Origin of the sequence: Methylomonas sp. MED-D (genome assembly GCF_050276835.1) — a bacterium.
Lineage (GTDB): Bacteria > Pseudomonadota > Gammaproteobacteria > Methylococcales > Methylomonadaceae > Methylomonas > Methylomonas koyamae_A.
The window spans coordinates 3,754,550-3,769,459 of sequence record NZ_CP189965.1; the positions used below are offsets into that span (position 1 = coordinate 3,754,550).

The window sequence follows — 14,910 nt, forward strand, 5'->3', positions numbered from 1 at the left end:
ATTGCTCTGTCTTTATAACACCTGATTCAACTCCGAAACCATCATCTGTTTGCCCTCAATCGCAAACGCCAAAGCTTCATTCTCAACATAGATACGCACATGCCCACCGTTGGCTAAGCGACCAAATAACAAATCCTCGGCAAGTGGTTTCTTGATTTTTTCCTGTATCAATCTGGCCATGGGTCTGGCTCCCATTTTTTCATCGTAGCCACGTTCCGCCAGCCAGGCTCGCGCGGTAGGCTCGAGCGTCAGGGTGACGTTCTTATCCGCCAGAACAGCTTCTAGCTCGAAAATGAACTTATCGACCACACTGCCAACCACAGTCATATCCAGCGACTTGAATTGTACAATTGCGTCCAACCGATTTCGAAACTCCGGCGAGAAACCGCGCTCGATCACCTTCATGCTGTCGGAAGCGTGATCCTGCTGAGTAAATCCGATAGAAGCCCGACTACCTTCCTCCGCACCTGCATTCGTGGTCATAATCATTATGATGTTACGAAAATCTGCCTTACGCCCGTTATTATCGGTCAACGTACCGTGATCCATCACTTGCAGCAACAAATTAAAGACATCCGGGTGCGCCTTTTCTAACTCGTCCAGCAACAACACAGCATGGGGATGCTTGGTAACGGCTTCGGTCAACAAACCACCCTGATCATATCCAACATAACCGGGAGGCGCGCCAATCAGCCTCGATACGGTATGCCGCTCCATGTATTCAGACATATCGAAACGAATCAACTCTATACCCAATACCTTGGCCAACTGTCGAGTTACCTCGGTTTTACCAACACCAGTGGGCCCGGCGAACAGGAAGGAGCCAATGGTTTTACTGGTATCGCGTAATCCAGCACGGGACAATTTAATCGCGGTTGCCAACTCGCAAATCGCTTCGTCTTGGCCAAAGACCAACATCTTCAAGTTTTTCTCTAGATTGGCTAGTTTTTCTATGTCGCTGGACGACACCGACTGGGCCGGTACTCTAGCGATTTTAGAAACGATTTCCTCAATTTCCGGGATGTCTATCGTATCCTTGCGCCCCTCGCCAGTGAACAACCGCTGCCTGGCACCCGCTTCGTCAATCACATCGATCGCCTTGTCTGGCAGGTGTCGATCTGTAATATACCTCGCCGACAGTTCAACGGCGACTCGCAATGCTTCCTGGGTGTATTTCAGGCCATGATGTTCCTCGAAGCGCGACTTCAAGCCTTTCAAAATCAGCACCGTATCTTCAATAGAAGGTTCAACGACATCGATTTTTTGAAAACGTCGGGCTAGCGCGTGGTCCTTCTCGAAGATACCTCGGTATTCCTGATAGGTAGTCGACCCGATGCAGCGCAACTGACCGGAGGCCAGCACCGGCTTGATCAGATTTGATGCATCCATCACGCCACCGGAGGCCGATCCGGCCCCAATAATCGTATGTATTTCGTCGATGAACAAAATCGAATCGGGTTCCTTTTTTAACTGATTGATCAGGGATTTTAGGCGCTTTTCGAAATCCCCCCGGTATTTGGTACCGGCGACCAAAGCACCCATGTCTAATGAATAAATAACGCTGTTCAGTAGAATATCGGGAACGCTTTCCTCTACGATACGTTTCGCGAGCCCTTCGGCAATCGCCGTTTTCCCAACACCGGCCTCGCCAACCAGTAGCGGGTTGTTCTTCCGGCGACGGCATAGCACCTGTATTGTGCGCTCGACTTCCAACTCCCTACCGATCAGCGGATCAATATTGCCTTTTAGCGCCTCATCATTGAGATTGGTTGCATATTTTTCTAACGGACTTCCCATGGCTTCAGAACTGCCACGCTCGGCTTCCGGCTCCTCAGTATTTTCCTTTTTATACTGCTCGATCTTCGAAACGCCGTGAGCCAAATAATTGACGACATCCAAACGGGTAATGTCCTGCTTATTCAGAAGATACACCGCATGCGAGTCCTGCTCACTAAACAACGCGACAAATAAATTCGCGCCTGTGACTTCTTTTTTATCGGACGCCTGAACGTGGAAAACCGCCCGTTGAAGCACCCGTTGAAATCCCAAAGTTGGCTGTGTTTCTCGCTGAACGCCTTCCGGTATCAACGAAATCGTTTCGTCGATAAAGCGAGTCAACTCAGCCCGCAGGGCATTCACATTACAGCCACAGGCAATCAGTATCGGTATCGTTGTCACGTTGTCCAGCAAAGCCAACAGCAAATGCTCGACTGTGATGAATTCGTGCCGCTTGGCATGCGCCACGGTAAACGCGGAGTTCAAAGTTACTTCAAGTTCTTTACTTAACATGACTACCTCTTACGCCTCTTCCATTGTGCACATCAGCGGATGATGATGCTCTCGGGAATATTCGTTGACAATATGTACTTTAGTCTCGGCTACGTCTTTAGTGTAGGTTCCGCAAACCCCGACACCTTGGGTATGAACTTGTAACATGACCTGCGTCGCCTTCTCTTCGGTCATGTTGAAAAAATGGGTCAATATTTCAACGACGAAATCCATCGGCGTAAAATCATCGTTCAACAAAATCACCTTGTATAGGGGCGGCCGCTTCAACCGCGGCTTGGCTTCCTGTAGCGCCGTGTTAGCGTCGTTATCTCTAAAGGGTTCAAATTCGGACATAAGCTCTGGTGCTACAAGTATTACGTATGTTTCTAAAAATAGCGTCTTCAAAAGCAAATTTCAATCTTTGCGCAGTTAAAAAACATTTCGAGTAAAATGCCGGCCTTTTATCGTCAAATGTCAACAGGATGGTCTGGAAACCACACGTTACCGTTGCCGCGGTTATCGAGCGAGACGAGCGTTTTCTTCTGGTGGAAGAGACAACAACACGCGGGCTTGCGTTCAATCAACCAGCCGGACATCTGGAAAACGGCGAAGACCTGATCGACGCCGTCAAACGAGAAGTCAAGGAAGAGACTGCCTGGTGCTTCGAGCCTGAAGCCGTCATCGCCGTGCAACTCTGGCGGCGAGCCCCCGAAACACCGAGCTTCGTGCGCTTCTGCTTCAGCGGTAGCGTTAACAATCACGACATGGACCAAACGCTGGACGACGGCATTATCGCGACTCACTGGCTCAGCCGCAACGACATTTACGCTCGACAACAGCAACTGCGCAGCCCGCTGGTACTGCAAACCGTGGACGAATACCTTAAAGGCACCCGGCACCCGTTGACCCTGTTGCAATCATTTCTCGATTTCCCATGAACAAACACATCATCGTCGGCATGTCCGGCGGCGTCGATTCTTCCGTTACCGCTTTAGCGCTGCAAGAACAAGGCCACAAAGTCACGGGCTTGTTCATGAAAAATTGGGAGGAAGACGACGGCACCGAATATTGCACCGCAATGGAAGATCTGGCCGACGCACAGCAGGTTTGCGACACACTAGGCATAGAACTTAAGACTGTAAACTTCGCCGCCGAATACTGGGACCAAGTCTTCGAAGTGTTTTTGTCGGAGTTTAAAGCCGGTCGCACACCCAATCCCGACATTCTTTGTAATAAACACGTCAAATTCAAAGCGTTTTTGGATTACGCAATCGAAGACCTGGGTGCCGAATATATTGCCACCGGCCATTACGCCCGCGTTCGCGAACAAGACGGCGAATTCCAATTATTAAAAGGCCTGGATCCCAACAAGGAACAAAGCTATTTCCTGTACGCAATGGGCCAGAAAGCTTTGTCACAAACCCTGTTCCCGATCGGCCACCTGCACAAACCAGAAATCCGGGCGATGGCCGATAAAGCAGGCTTCGCCAACAGCCGTAAGAAAGACAGCACCGGTATCTGCTTCATCGGCGAACGTAAATTCAGGGAATTCCTGGAACGCTATTTGCCCCACCAGCCCGGCGAAATGCGCACTCCGGAAGGTAAATATATAGGCAAGCATCACGGCTTGATGTATTACACGCTGGGCCAGCGACAAGGCTTAGGCATAGGCGGGGTCAAGGACGCACCGGACGAGCCGTGGTTCGTGTTGGAAAAAGACCTGATCAACAATGTGCTGATCGTCGGCCAGGGCCACGATCACCCTTTGATGCTGCACAGCATATTGGAAGCCGGCCAACTCGACTGGTGCGGCATCAAACCCTTGACCGAAACCCTGCGTTGCGCCGCCAAGACCCGTTACCGTCAGCCCGACCAAGATTGTGTCGTCGAACCGATAGATGGCGGCCGCCGCGTCAAAGTCCGCTTCGACGAACAACAACGGGCGATTACGCCAGGGCAATCGGTGGTGTTTTATCAGGGCGAGGTTTGTTTGGGCGGCGGGATTATTGAATCGAAGTACAATGAATCGAATTGAATGGCAGCCTAAAGTGGTCAAGCAACTACGAAAAATAACCGATAAAGTATTGCGCGAGCATATCTACGATTCCACTCAAGTTTTGAAAGACTTCCCCGATTGCTCCCAAGTAAAAAAGCTGACCAAACACGCCTACAGCTATCGCTTGCGTATCGGCGGCTATCGGGTATTCTTTGAATTTGACGGCATCGTCAAGGTTGTTTCGATTGAAGAGGTGAAAAAACGTGATGAGCGCACTTACTAACGTACAAATTATCAACGGCATCGACGGCAACCCGGCTTTTGTGGTGATTCCCTATGCCGACTATCTGAAAGAACACGCGGCCAACAATGCCACTATTCCTAATGAAGTCGTTGGCGCCGTTATTAAACAAGACATTACCCCCATTAAAGCTTGGCGGGAATATTTGCATTTATCGACAGCCGAGCTAGCCACGGACTTAGGTATCTCAGAAGCCGAATATATTGATATTGAAAACCAAGATAAACCTCGCAGAAATATATTAAAAAAAGTCGCAACAGCATTAAGGATTACCGTTGCACAATTGACTGTTTAACAGGCTGTTGAAATTTAAAAATCTGCTCTAATTTTGTCCCCAAAAACGCATTTCCCGCAAAATAAAATTTTGTAAGTCCTTGATTGTTCATTGCAGCCAAATGCCTTTTAGCGACAAATAGAAGAATTTCGGAAGATTTTTTCCACCGAGTTTCTTTTTTCAACAACCTGCTAATGCATGGTTTGGAAGGCATTTCGAAGTGGCGTTTTGATGAAGTAATTTCAAATACGTAAAATTAATTTTTAAGCTTTATTTTTAGGATATACCAGCAATGACCCATTCCGCCCTCACCGCCATCTCCCCCATCGACGGCCGCTATGCCAGCAAAGTCGACGCCTTGCGCCCCATTTTCAGCGAATACGGCTTGATCCGTTACCGGATCGAAGTGGAAGTGCGCTGGCTGCAAGCTTTGGCCGCCGAAGCCAAAATCGTCGAAGTCCCAGCCCTTTCGGCCGATGCCATTGCCGTATTGAACGGCATCGTCAGCAATTTCTCCGAAGCCGACGCCCAAGCGGTCAAAGACATAGAAAAAACCACCAACCATGACGTCAAGGCGGTCGAGTATTTCCTGAAAGAAAAGATCAAACACAACACCGAACTGCACGCCGTCAACGAATTCATCCACTTCGCCTGCACCTCGGAAGACATCAACAACCTGTCTTACGCCTTGATGCTCAAAGAAGGTCGCGGCCTGATCCTGGCCGAGATTGATGCGACCATAGACGCGATCAAAAAACTGGCGCTGGACAGCGCCGATCAACCGATGCTGTCGCGCACTCACGGCCAATCGGCGACACCCACCACGGTCGGCAAGGAATTCGCCAACGTCGTCGCCCGCATGCAGCGCCAACGCGAACAACTCGCCAAGGTCGAACTTCTGGGCAAGATCAACGGCGCGGTCGGCAATTACAACGCACATAGCGTCGCTTACCCGAATGTCGATTGGGCAGCGTTTGCACAAAATTTCGTCGAGTCGCTGGGTTTGACCTTCAACCCTTACACGATACAGATTGAACCGCACGATTACATGGCCGAGTTCTTCCATGCCCTGTCGCGCTTCAACACCATCTTGCTGGATTTCGACCGCGACGTCTGGGGCTATATTTCGCTGGGCTACTTCAAGCAGAAAACCGTGGCCGGCGAAGTCGGTTCCTCGACGATGCCGCACAAGGTCAACCCTATCGACTTCGAAAACTCCGAAGGCAACTTGGGTCTGGCTAATGCGATCTTCGGTTTCCTGGCCGACAAATTGCCGGTATCGCGCTGGCAGCGCGACCTGACCGACTCGACCGTGTTACGCAATATCGGCGTCGGCATCGCCCACACCAGTATCGCGATACAATCCACCTTGAAAGGCATTTCCAAGCTGGAAATCAATCCAGCATTGATTGATCAAGATCTGGATCAAAACTGGGAAGTGCTGGCTGAGCCGATCCAAACCGTAATGCGCCGCTACGGCATCGAAAAGCCTTACGAAAAACTGAAAGAACTGACCCGCGGCAACCGCGTCACCGGCGAAGGCATGCGCGCTTTCGTGGAGAAACTGGAGATTCCAGCCGCTGCCAAGGCCGAATTACTGGCGCTGACGCCGCACAGCTATACCGGCTACGCAGCTGATTTAGCCAAGAAAATCGGCTAATCATTAGGACAGGTTGTTGCTGAACTTCATCTGGATATTCTTCTTCCTGAGCGCCTTCGCCACCGCCGCCTTCAAACTGCTGGTGCTGGGCGACACCCAGGTGTTTTCCGAGTTGATGAATGCGATGTTCAGCCTGGCTAAGACTGCGTTCGAGATTTCGCTGGGGCTGAGCGGCGTGTTGGCCTTGTGGCTGGGCCTCATGAAAATCGGCGAGCATAGCGGTTTCATCGACTTGCTGACCAAAGCGCTGAATCCGCTGTTCAACCGGCTGATGCCGGAGATACCGAAGGATCATCCGGCACTCGGCGCGATGGCAATGAACATCGCCGCCAACATGCTGGGCTTGGACAACGCCGCGACGCCGATGGGCATCAAGGCCATGCAGGAAATGCAGAGTTTGAATCCGCATCCCTACAAAGCCAGCGACGCGCAGATATTGTTTTTGGTGATCAACACCTCGTCGGTGACGCTGTTTCCGGTGACGATCTTCGCCTACCGGGCCCAACTCGGCGCCGCCAATCCGACCGACGTGTTCATCCCGATATTGATCGCTACCTATATGTCGACATTTACCGGCTTACTGGCCGTGGCCGCCGTGCAAAAGATCAATCTGCTGGACAAGGTGGTACTGGCCTACTTGGGCGGCATTACCGCCTTGGTCGCCGGCATACTGGCTTATTTCGCAGGATTGGATCAGGCCGAAATGCTGAAACAGTCGGCGCTGGTCAGCCATGTAATTTTGTTCAGCTTAGTGATTTCCTTCATCGCCGCAGCAGCTTACAAGGGGTTGAATGCTTACGAGTTGTTCGTTGAAGGCGCCAAGCACGGTTTTCAAACCGCGATCAGCATAATCCCCTATCTTGTGGCGATGCTGGTAGCCTTTGGGGTGTTCCGGGCCAGTGGCGCGTTGGAATTAATCACCGATAGTGCCCGACTGTTAATCAATGTTGCCGGCATTGACAATCGCTTCATCGACGGCCTGCCGACCGCCTTGATGAAGCCATTCAGCGGCAGCGGCGCGCGAGCGATGATGATAGATACGATGCAAACGCATGGTGCAGATTCCTTTGCCGGACGCTTGGCATCGGTGGTGCAAGGCAGCACCGAGACCACGTTTTATGTGTTGGCGGTGTATTTCGGTGCGGTCAACATCAAGCAGATACGCCATGCCGCCGCCTGCGGCATCGTCGCCGACCTCGGCGGGATGATTGCCGCGATTTTGGTAACGTATTGGTTTTTTGGTTAGGTCGACGCTCGATGCCATTTATTTGATTTTGTTGGATTACGTTTCACTAACCCAACCTACATTTTTTGATATTTCATGCAGATACATTTAAAAACCCTCGGTTGTCGCCTCAACGAAGCGGAACTGGAAACCTGGGCTCAAGCCTTTCAGGCCAAGGGCCACGCTATCACCCGCACTCTGAGCGACGCGCAACTGGTAATCATAAATTCCTGCGCGGTGACCCAAGACGCCGTGAAAAAATCCAAGCAAATGATACGCCGCATTCACCGCGACAATCCACAAGCCAAACTGGTGGTTAGCGGCTGTTATGCGACGCTGAATGAGGAAGAAGCCGCGCAATTGATGGGCGTGGACTTAATCGTAGGCAACCAGGACAAAAACCAGCTGGTCGAAAAAACCCTGACCGAATTGAATCTGGACAGCATGCCGACGATGTCGACCGAGCCCGGCGAAGTGTCCTTGTTCAGCCGTGGCCGGCAACGCGCCTTTGTCAAAGTACAAGATGGTTGCCGTTACCGGTGTACTTTCTGCATCGTTACGGTTGCCCGTGGCGAAGAACGCAGCCGACTTATTCAAGAAGTGGTCGACGAAATCAATGCCTTACATAAACAAGGCATCAAGGAGGCCGTGCTTACCGGGGTTCACCTTGGCGGGTACGGCAGCGACATCGGCTGCAATCTGGTCGAATTGATTACAGAGATCCTGGACAAAACCCAGATTCCACGCCTGCGCATGGGCTCCCTGGAACCGTGGGAATTACCGGACGGCTTCTTCGAATTATTCAAAAATCCAAGATTAATGCCGCACCTGCACCTGCCCTTGCAAAGCGGTAGCGACAGTGTTCTGAAACGCATGGCGCGGCGCTGCAAGACTGAAGAATTTAGGCAAATTGTCGAGCTGGCCAGAACAACGATCCCTCACTTTAATATTACCACCGATATCATCGTCGGCTTCCCGGGAGAAACCGAGCAAGAATGGCAGGAAAGCTATGACTACATAGAGCGCCTCGGCTTCGGCCATATTCATATCTTTAGTTATTCTCCCCGCGAAGGCACGGCAGCAGCGAATTTCCCAGGCCCGGTCGCCCAAGACCTGAAAAAACGGCGCAGCAAGCAATTGCACGATTTGGCAATGATTCTGAAAGAGCAATTCATCATCGAAAACATCGCCTCTCTGGCGGATGTACTTTGGGAAGGTCAAACGCAAACACTAGACAACGGCGATATCCGCTATTTCGGTTACACGCCGAATTACTTACGGGTAGCTTGCGATGTCAACGCCGATACGGCGTTGGAGAATCAAATTCAAAAAGTTCGGTTATCTACAGTTGAATCCGATTTTATTCGGACTGAAATAAACTGAAAGGCTAGGGACGGCGTTGTGCCGCACCCAGCCTTTTGTAGACGCACTTCAATAAGGATTCGGAGCAAGTGGACCAAAACCATCGTCTTTTTGTTCCTCAAACTTCAGCACATCGTCTTCAGGCACATTGCCATCCTTAATCAAATAATTCCGATTCGAGAAATATGCATCTCTGAAAAACTGGTACCGATCAATCGCTGCTTCGGACGCTACTTTTTCCATTCCCAACAAATCAGCACGGGCATCTATAACCTTCAATGTCCCAGCGCCGGTGGAAACGGCGGCACCTATCCAGTTCGGATTGATATAAAAACCAACGTACGTGAAGGGGTTCATCGCCGCATCGCCCACTAACCCAATGACGCCGCGCGGGGAACTAGGGCCAAAGAACGGCAGCACAACATAGGGTCCTGTTGGAACACCCCAGACCCCAAGAGTCTGATCGAAATCTTCGTTATGTTTCTGCAAATCCAACATACTTCCAACATCGACAAATCCGGCGACGCCTACCGCGGTATTCACCAGAAACCGCGCGCTGTCCTGGCCGGTTTGCAAAAACTTACCTTGTAACGCATCGTTAGCGATCACCCCGATATCGTCAATATTACTGAAGAAATTCGTCACCCCCTGATCGACGAAACTCGGCGTAATCCACCGATATCCGTTAGCAACCGGTTTCATGACGTAGTCGTCGACGCTATCGTTAAACGATTGGACGTTTCGATTCCATCCTTCCCAGGGATCCTTGGGATCTTTGCTATTGGTAGCCGCGCATCCGTTCAGCAGGGCAAGCGCCACGGCAGCCAGCCAAACTGTTTTCCCGTTTTGCATAATATTTACCTCGTTAATTGAATATTGTTTAAATCTATCCAAAACTCACGTAACATAACACACAACAGACTTATTTCGCCATTCACGTTCGATGGAAATTACTACCAACCCGCTAGGCAATCGGTTTCGCGGCTATCTGCCGGTCATCGTTGACATAGAAACCGCCGGGTTCAACCCCAAAAAAAACCCGCTACTTGAAATTGCCGCCATCATAGTAGAACCGGATGAGCAGGGTTTGCTTCGGATTACCGAAAAACACCAGAGCAATATTATCCCTTTTAAGCATTCTGAATTAGATGAAGCGGCTCTCAAATTTACCGGCATCGACCCATATCATCCGTTTCGGATGGCGGTGGACGAAAAAGAGGCGCTCACAAAACTGTTTACGCCGATCAAAGCCGCTGTAAAACGTAACGAATGTAAGCGGGCCATTTTAGTGGGCCACAACCCATCTTTCGACGTCAATTTTCTCAATGCCGCGATTGAGCGCACGAATTTTAAGCGTAGCCCTTTTCACCCATTTAGTAGCTTCGATACCGCTACGCTTGGCGCTTTGGTTTATGGTCAGACCGTTTTAGCAAAAATAGCACAGGCGGCCGGACTAAGTTGGGATAACGAAAAAGCCCATTCCGCACTGTATGACGCCGAACAAACGGCCGAACTTTTCTGCTTGATAATTAACCGATGGAAGCGGTTAAGTGAACTTGAAGTGATTTAGAGTGATGGAGTCTGCCAATTCCTTCTCCGAAACCGGCAGATTTTAGAAAATCTCGACTACTGCACCGCACCAGCATTAGCCAACATGCTAGTCAGTTCCCCTCTCGTATAAAGGTCGGTTACAATGTCGCAACCACCGACCAGCTCGCCCTTAATGTACAGTTGTGGGTAGGTTGGCCAATTAGAATAGACTTTCAAGCCTTCACGAACCTCTGGATCTTCAAAAATGTTGATATACGTGTATTTTGCGTTGCAGGCACCCAAAATCTGAACAACCTTGCTCGAAAAGCCACACTGTGGAAACTCTGGCGAGCCTTTCATATAAAGCACGGCCGCATCGCTAGCCAATTGATTTTGAATTCGTTCGGTAACACTCATAGGAACTCCCTTGCTTATCAATTTAAGTTAGGTAATTCTATCAACCTACAGGCTTATTACATAGTATTGTTGACGCAACAAATTGTATTCGAAAATCGAATTACGCAAACGCAAAAAAAGCCCGTCTATTAGATTAATAAGCGGGCTTTTGGTATAGGCGCTTGGCGATGACCTACTTTCACATGGCAACCTGCCACACTATCATCGGCGCTAAGCGGTTTCACTTCCGAGTTCGGGATGGGATCGGGTGGTTCACGCTTGCTATGTTCACCAAGCAAACTGGTTAAGTCGGTTGTTGACCAACTGTCATGCAACAGGTCGGTTAAGCCGTTTGGCTTAGCCTTCAGGCATTATTTAATCTAACCACAGCTTGTGCGGACATTCGCGCTTACGTGGTTTTGCCTTTGACCTGCTTTTCATGGAAATCTGTATCGAGTTCGTTCTCTTGCGTTGTTTTCAGCGATTGTCTTAGACAACCCAAACGCATTGGGTGTTATATGGTCAAGCCTCACGGGCAATTAGTACACGTTAGCTACGCCCATTACTGGACTTCCACACCGTGCCTATCAACGTTGTCGTCTCCAACGGCCCTTCAGGGGACTTAAAGTCCCAGTGAGATCTCATCTTGGGAGGGGCTTCCCGCTTAGATGCTTTCAGCGGTTATCCTGTCCGAACGTGGCTACCCAGCAATGCCCTTGGCAGGACAACTGGAACACCAGAGGTTCGTCCACTTCGGTCCTCTCGTACTAGAAGCAGCTTCCCTCAAATCTCAAACGCCCACGGCAGATAGGGACCGAACTGTCTCACGACGTTCTGAACCCAGCTCGCGTACCACTTTAAATGGCGAACAGCCATACCCTTGGGACCTGCTTCAGCCCCAGGATGTGATGAGCCGACATCGAGGTGCCAAACACCGCCGTCGATATGAACTCTTGGGCGGTATCAGCCTGTTATCCCCGGCGTACCTTTTATCCGTTGAGCGATGGCCCTTCCATACAGAACCACCGGATCACTAAGACCTACTTTCGTACCTGCTCGACTTGTCCGTCTCGCAGTCAAGCACCCTTATGCCTTTGCACTCATTGCCTGATTTCCGACCAGGCTGAGGGTACCTTCGTGCTCCTCCGTTACTCTTTGGGAGGAGACCGCCCCAGTCAAACTACCCACCAGACACTGTCCCTAATCCAGATAATGGATCGAGGTTAGAACTCCAAACATACCAGGGTGGTATTTCAAGGTTGGCTCCACAAGAACTGGCGTTCCTGCTTCAAAGCCTCCCACCTATCCTACACAAGTAGGTTCAAAGTCCAGTGTCAAGCTATAGTAAAGGTGCACGGGGTCTTTCCGTCTAGCCGCGGGTACACTGCATCTTCACAGCGATTTCAATTTCACTGAGTCCCAGGTGGAGACAGTGTGGCCATCGTTACGCCATTCGTGCAGGTCGGAACTTACCCGACAAGGAATTTCGCTACCTTAGGACCGTTATAGTTACGGCCGCCGTTTACTGGGGCTTCGATCAAGAGCTTCGCTTACGCTAACCCCATCAATTAACCTTCCAGCACCGGGCAGGCGTCACACCCTATACGTCCACTTTCGTGTTTGCAGAGTGCTATGTTTTTGCTAAACAGTCGCAGCCACCGATTTTTTGCAACCGCCTTACGCTCCATCCGCGAGGGACTTCACTTATCAACGGCATACCTTCTCCCGAAGTTACGGTATCATTTTGCCTAGTTCCTTCACCTGGGTTCTCTCAAGCGCCTTAGAATTTTCATCCCACCCACCTGTGTCGGTTTAGGGTACGGCCACTTGTAACCTGAAGCTTAGAGGTTTTTCCTGGAAGCAGGGCATCTATCACTTCGCGTTTCTTTCGAGACACTCGTCATCACGCCTCAGCATATAGCATCCCGGATTTGCCTAAGATGCCTGCCTACACGCTTAAACGGCCACTTCCAACCGACCGCTGATATAGCCTTCTCCGTCACCCCATCGCAGTTACAACTGGTACAGGAATATTAACCTGTTTTCCATCGACTACGCCTTTCGGCCTCGCCTTAGGTGCCGACTAACCCTGCGTCGATTAACGTTGCGCAGGAAACCTTGGGTTTACGGCGAGGGGGTTTTTCACCCCCTTTATCGTTACTTATGTCAGCATTCGCACTTCCGATACCTCCAGCCGACTTCTCAATCGACCTTCGCAGGCGTACGGAACGCTCCTCTACCACTCACGCAAAGCGTGAATCCGTAGCTTCGGTACATAGCTTAGCCCCGGTAAATCTTCCGCGCAGACCGACTCGACCAGTGAGCTATTACGCTTTCTTTAAAGGATGGCTGCTTCTAAGCCAACCTCCTGGCTGTCTGTGCCTTTCCACATCGTTTCCCACTGAGCTATGATTTGGGGACCTTAGCTGACGGTCTGGGCTGTTTCCCTTTTCACGACGGACCTTATCACCCGCCGTGTGTCTCCCGTGCTGACACTTGCTGGTATTCGGAGTTTGCATCGGGTTGGTAAGTCGGGATGACCCCCTAGCCGAAACAGTGCTCTACCCCCAGCAGTGATACACGAGGCGCTACCTAAATAGCTTTCGAGGAGAACCAGCTATCTCCGAGCTTGATTAGCCTTTCACTCCGATCCACAACTCATCCCCTACCTTTTCAACGGGAGTGGGTTCGGTCCTCCAGTGTGTGTTACCACACCTTCAACCTGGTCATGGATAGATCGCCCGGTTTCGGGTCTACACCTTGCGACTCAACGCCCTATTAAGACTCGGTTTCCCTACGCCTCCCCTATTCGGTTAAGCTTGCCACAAAATGTAAGTCGCTGACCCATTATACAAAAGGTACGCAGTCACCCCACGAAGGGGCTCCCACTGCTTGTACGCATACGGTTTCAGGTTCTATTTCACTCCGCTCTCCGCGGTTCTTTTCGCCTTTCCCTCACGGTACTGGTTCACTATCGGTCAGTAAGGAGTATTTAGCCTTGGAGGATGGTCCCCCCATATTCAGTCAACGTTTCACGTGCGCCGACCTACTCGATTTCACTAAAAAAAGGTTTTCGTGTACGGGGCTATCACCCTGTATCGCCGGACTTTCCAGACCGTTCCACTAACCTTATCCTAGCTTAAGGGCTAGTCCCCGTTCGCTCGCCACTACTTAGGGAATCTCGGTTGATTTCTTTTCCTCCGGGTACTTAGATGTTTCAGTTCTCCGGGTTCGCTTCAGTGAGCTATGTATTCACTCAAAGATGACGAGGTTATCCTCGCCGGGTTTCCCCATTCAGACATCGCCGGATCACAGGTTGTTTGCCACCTCCCCGACGCTTTTCGCAGGCTACCACGTCTTTCATCGCCTCTTACTGCCTAGGCATCCACCGTATGCGCTTATTCACTTGACCATATAACCCGAATACGTCTGTATTAAGGTTTTTAGTCGCTGACATGTTCGCTGATGTTGCTTGAGAACGTTTTACGGAGGTTTTGGGCCGCTTTCTTTCGAAAGCCGCTGGCTACCGCCCGCAACTCGTTTTTAAGTATTGATCGTTAGCCGATCAAGACTTAGGTTACAGATTTCCATATTGTTAAAGAGCGTATTGATACGAATATCAATGCTATCGAGCCTTGGGTTATTAACCGAAAAGCTGTATAGCGTTGATGTTGATATCTTGGCTTAAGATCGACGTCACGTGATGGTGGAGCCAGGGAGGATCGAACTCCCGACCTCCTGCGTGCAAGGCAGGCGCTCTCCCAGCTGAGCTATGGCCCCGAATAGATTCAGACTTTCGCCTTTTCGTTAGTTGGTGGGTCTGGGAGGATTTGAACCTCCGACCTCACCCTTATCAGGGGTGCGCTCTAACCAACTGAGCTACAGACCCAGGTGCGTC

General features: G+C 50.6%; 12 protein-coding genes, 2 tRNA genes and 2 rRNA genes. 8 read left to right on the top strand and 8 right to left on the bottom strand.

Annotated features, from left to right (window positions below; translation table 11 throughout):
* Window positions 1-12: 12 nt before the first annotated feature.
* Together clpA and clpS are read right to left on the bottom strand one after the other, a co-directional pair.
* Window positions 13-2,289 carry an ATP-dependent Clp protease ATP-binding subunit ClpA gene (gene clpA, locus ACQE3E_RS16800; RefSeq protein ID WP_313729665.1) on the bottom strand — a complete coding sequence of 759 codons (2,277 nt, stop codon included), beginning with the start codon at window positions 2,287-2,289 and terminating at the stop codon, window positions 13-15.
* Window positions 2,290-2,298: 9 nt separating this feature from the next.
* Window positions 2,299-2,622, bottom strand: a complete 324-nt coding sequence (clpS, locus tag ACQE3E_RS16805) for an ATP-dependent Clp protease adapter ClpS (RefSeq protein WP_064025936.1) — start codon at window positions 2,620-2,622, stop codon at window positions 2,299-2,301.
* A 128-nt stretch (window positions 2,623-2,750) separates the two neighbouring features.
* Here clpS and ACQE3E_RS16810 point away from each other — a divergent pair, with 128 nt between their 5' ends.
* The 7 genes from ACQE3E_RS16810 (at window position 2,751) to mtaB (ending at window position 9,107) form a co-directional block, all read left to right on the top strand.
* Window positions 2,751-3,206 (top strand): NUDIX hydrolase, encoded by a 456-nt coding sequence (locus tag ACQE3E_RS16810; RefSeq protein ID WP_064025934.1) that lies wholly within the window; start codon window positions 2,751-2,753, stop codon window positions 3,204-3,206.
* Window positions 3,203-4,303 carry a tRNA 2-thiouridine(34) synthase MnmA gene (mnmA, locus tag ACQE3E_RS16815; protein ID WP_281020989.1) on the top strand — a complete coding sequence of 367 codons (1,101 nt, stop codon included), beginning with the start codon at window positions 3,203-3,205 and terminating at the stop codon, window positions 4,301-4,303. The genes ACQE3E_RS16810 and mnmA overlap by 4 nt, the downstream gene beginning before the upstream one ends.
* Window positions 4,290-4,547 (top strand): type II toxin-antitoxin system RelE family toxin, encoded by a 258-nt coding sequence (locus ACQE3E_RS16820; protein WP_064025930.1) that lies wholly within the window; start codon window positions 4,290-4,292, stop codon window positions 4,545-4,547. Before mnmA ends, ACQE3E_RS16820 begins: the two co-directional genes overlap by 14 nt.
* Window positions 4,531-4,860, top strand: a complete 330-nt coding sequence (locus ACQE3E_RS16825; RefSeq protein ID WP_064025928.1) for a helix-turn-helix domain-containing protein — start codon at window positions 4,531-4,533, stop codon at window positions 4,858-4,860. The genes ACQE3E_RS16820 and ACQE3E_RS16825 overlap by 17 nt, the downstream gene beginning before the upstream one ends.
* 271 nt (window positions 4,861-5,131) lie before the next feature.
* Entirely contained in the window at window positions 5,132-6,499 is a 1,368-nt protein-coding gene (gene purB, locus ACQE3E_RS16830) for an adenylosuccinate lyase (protein WP_313729664.1), read from the top strand.
* A 16-nt stretch (window positions 6,500-6,515) separates the two neighbouring features.
* Window positions 6,516-7,745, top strand: a complete 1,230-nt coding sequence (locus ACQE3E_RS16835) for a nucleoside recognition domain-containing protein (RefSeq protein ID WP_313729663.1) — start codon at window positions 6,516-6,518, stop codon at window positions 7,743-7,745.
* Window positions 7,746-7,820: 75 nt separating this feature from the next.
* On the top strand, window positions 7,821-9,107 hold the full coding sequence (gene mtaB / locus ACQE3E_RS16840) for a tRNA (N(6)-L-threonylcarbamoyladenosine(37)-C(2))-methylthiotransferase MtaB (protein ID WP_313729662.1): 1,287 nt from the start codon (window positions 7,821-7,823) through the stop codon (window positions 9,105-9,107).
* 48 nt (window positions 9,108-9,155) lie between these two features.
* On the opposite strand, the gene ACQE3E_RS16845 is transcribed toward mtaB, so the two are convergent.
* The gene (locus ACQE3E_RS16845; RefSeq protein ID WP_281020994.1) at window positions 9,156-9,938 is read right to left on the bottom strand and encodes an MlaA family lipoprotein; all 783 of its coding nucleotides are present in this window, start codon (window positions 9,936-9,938) and stop codon (window positions 9,156-9,158) included.
* A gap of 91 nt (window positions 9,939-10,029) precedes the next feature.
* Here ACQE3E_RS16845 and rnt point away from each other — a divergent pair, with 91 nt between their 5' ends.
* Window positions 10,030-10,656, top strand: a complete 627-nt coding sequence (gene rnt, locus ACQE3E_RS16850; RefSeq protein ID WP_064025920.1) for a ribonuclease T — start codon at window positions 10,030-10,032, stop codon at window positions 10,654-10,656.
* A 56-nt stretch (window positions 10,657-10,712) separates the two neighbouring features.
* Here rnt and grxD read toward each other — a convergent pair whose 3' ends face one another.
* The 5 genes from grxD to ACQE3E_RS16875 all read right to left on the bottom strand — a co-directional run bounded on the left by grxD (window position 10,713) and on the right by ACQE3E_RS16875 (window position 14,901).
* Window positions 10,713-11,033, bottom strand: a complete 321-nt coding sequence (gene grxD / locus ACQE3E_RS16855) for a Grx4 family monothiol glutaredoxin (protein ID WP_064025918.1) — start codon at window positions 11,031-11,033, stop codon at window positions 10,713-10,715.
* Between the two features lie 159 nt (window positions 11,034-11,192).
* Window positions 11,193-11,308: ribosomal RNA gene (rrf, locus tag ACQE3E_RS16860) — 5S ribosomal RNA — on the bottom strand.
* Between the two features lie 222 nt (window positions 11,309-11,530).
* Window positions 11,531-14,424 (bottom strand): 23S ribosomal RNA (locus ACQE3E_RS16865).
* A gap of 292 nt (window positions 14,425-14,716) precedes the next feature.
* A tRNA-Ala gene (locus ACQE3E_RS16870) sits at window positions 14,717-14,792 on the bottom strand.
* A gap of 32 nt (window positions 14,793-14,824) precedes the next feature.
* Window positions 14,825-14,901 (bottom strand) — tRNA-Ile (locus ACQE3E_RS16875).
* Window positions 14,902-14,910 lie beyond the last annotated feature (9 nt).

Coding starts and splice junctions, on each gene's coding strand:
- purB (WP_313729664.1), top strand. CDS start 5,132: ATGACCCATTCCGCCCTCACCGCCATCTCCCCCATCGACGGCCGCTAT.
- ACQE3E_RS16820 (WP_064025930.1), top strand. CDS start 4,290: ATGAATCGAATTGAATGGCAGCCTAAAGTGGTCAAGCAACTACGAAAA.
- ACQE3E_RS16825 (WP_064025928.1), top strand. CDS start 4,531: ATGAGCGCACTTACTAACGTACAAATTATCAACGGCATCGACGGCAAC.
- rnt (WP_064025920.1), top strand. CDS start 10,030: ATGGAAATTACTACCAACCCGCTAGGCAATCGGTTTCGCGGCTATCTG.
- clpS (WP_064025936.1), bottom strand. CDS start 2,622: ATGTCCGAATTTGAACCCTTTAGAGATAACGACGCTAACACGGCGCTA.
- ACQE3E_RS16810 (WP_064025934.1), top strand. CDS start 2,751: ATGGTCTGGAAACCACACGTTACCGTTGCCGCGGTTATCGAGCGAGAC.
- clpA (WP_313729665.1), bottom strand. CDS start 2,289: ATGTTAAGTAAAGAACTTGAAGTAACTTTGAACTCCGCGTTTACCGTG.
- ACQE3E_RS16845 (WP_281020994.1), bottom strand. CDS start 9,938: ATGCAAAACGGGAAAACAGTTTGGCTGGCTGCCGTGGCGCTTGCCCTG.
- grxD (WP_064025918.1), bottom strand. CDS start 11,033: ATGAGTGTTACCGAACGAATTCAAAATCAATTGGCTAGCGATGCGGCC.
- mnmA (WP_281020989.1), top strand. CDS start 3,203: ATGAACAAACACATCATCGTCGGCATGTCCGGCGGCGTCGATTCTTCC.
- mtaB (WP_313729662.1), top strand. CDS start 7,821: ATGCAGATACATTTAAAAACCCTCGGTTGTCGCCTCAACGAAGCGGAA.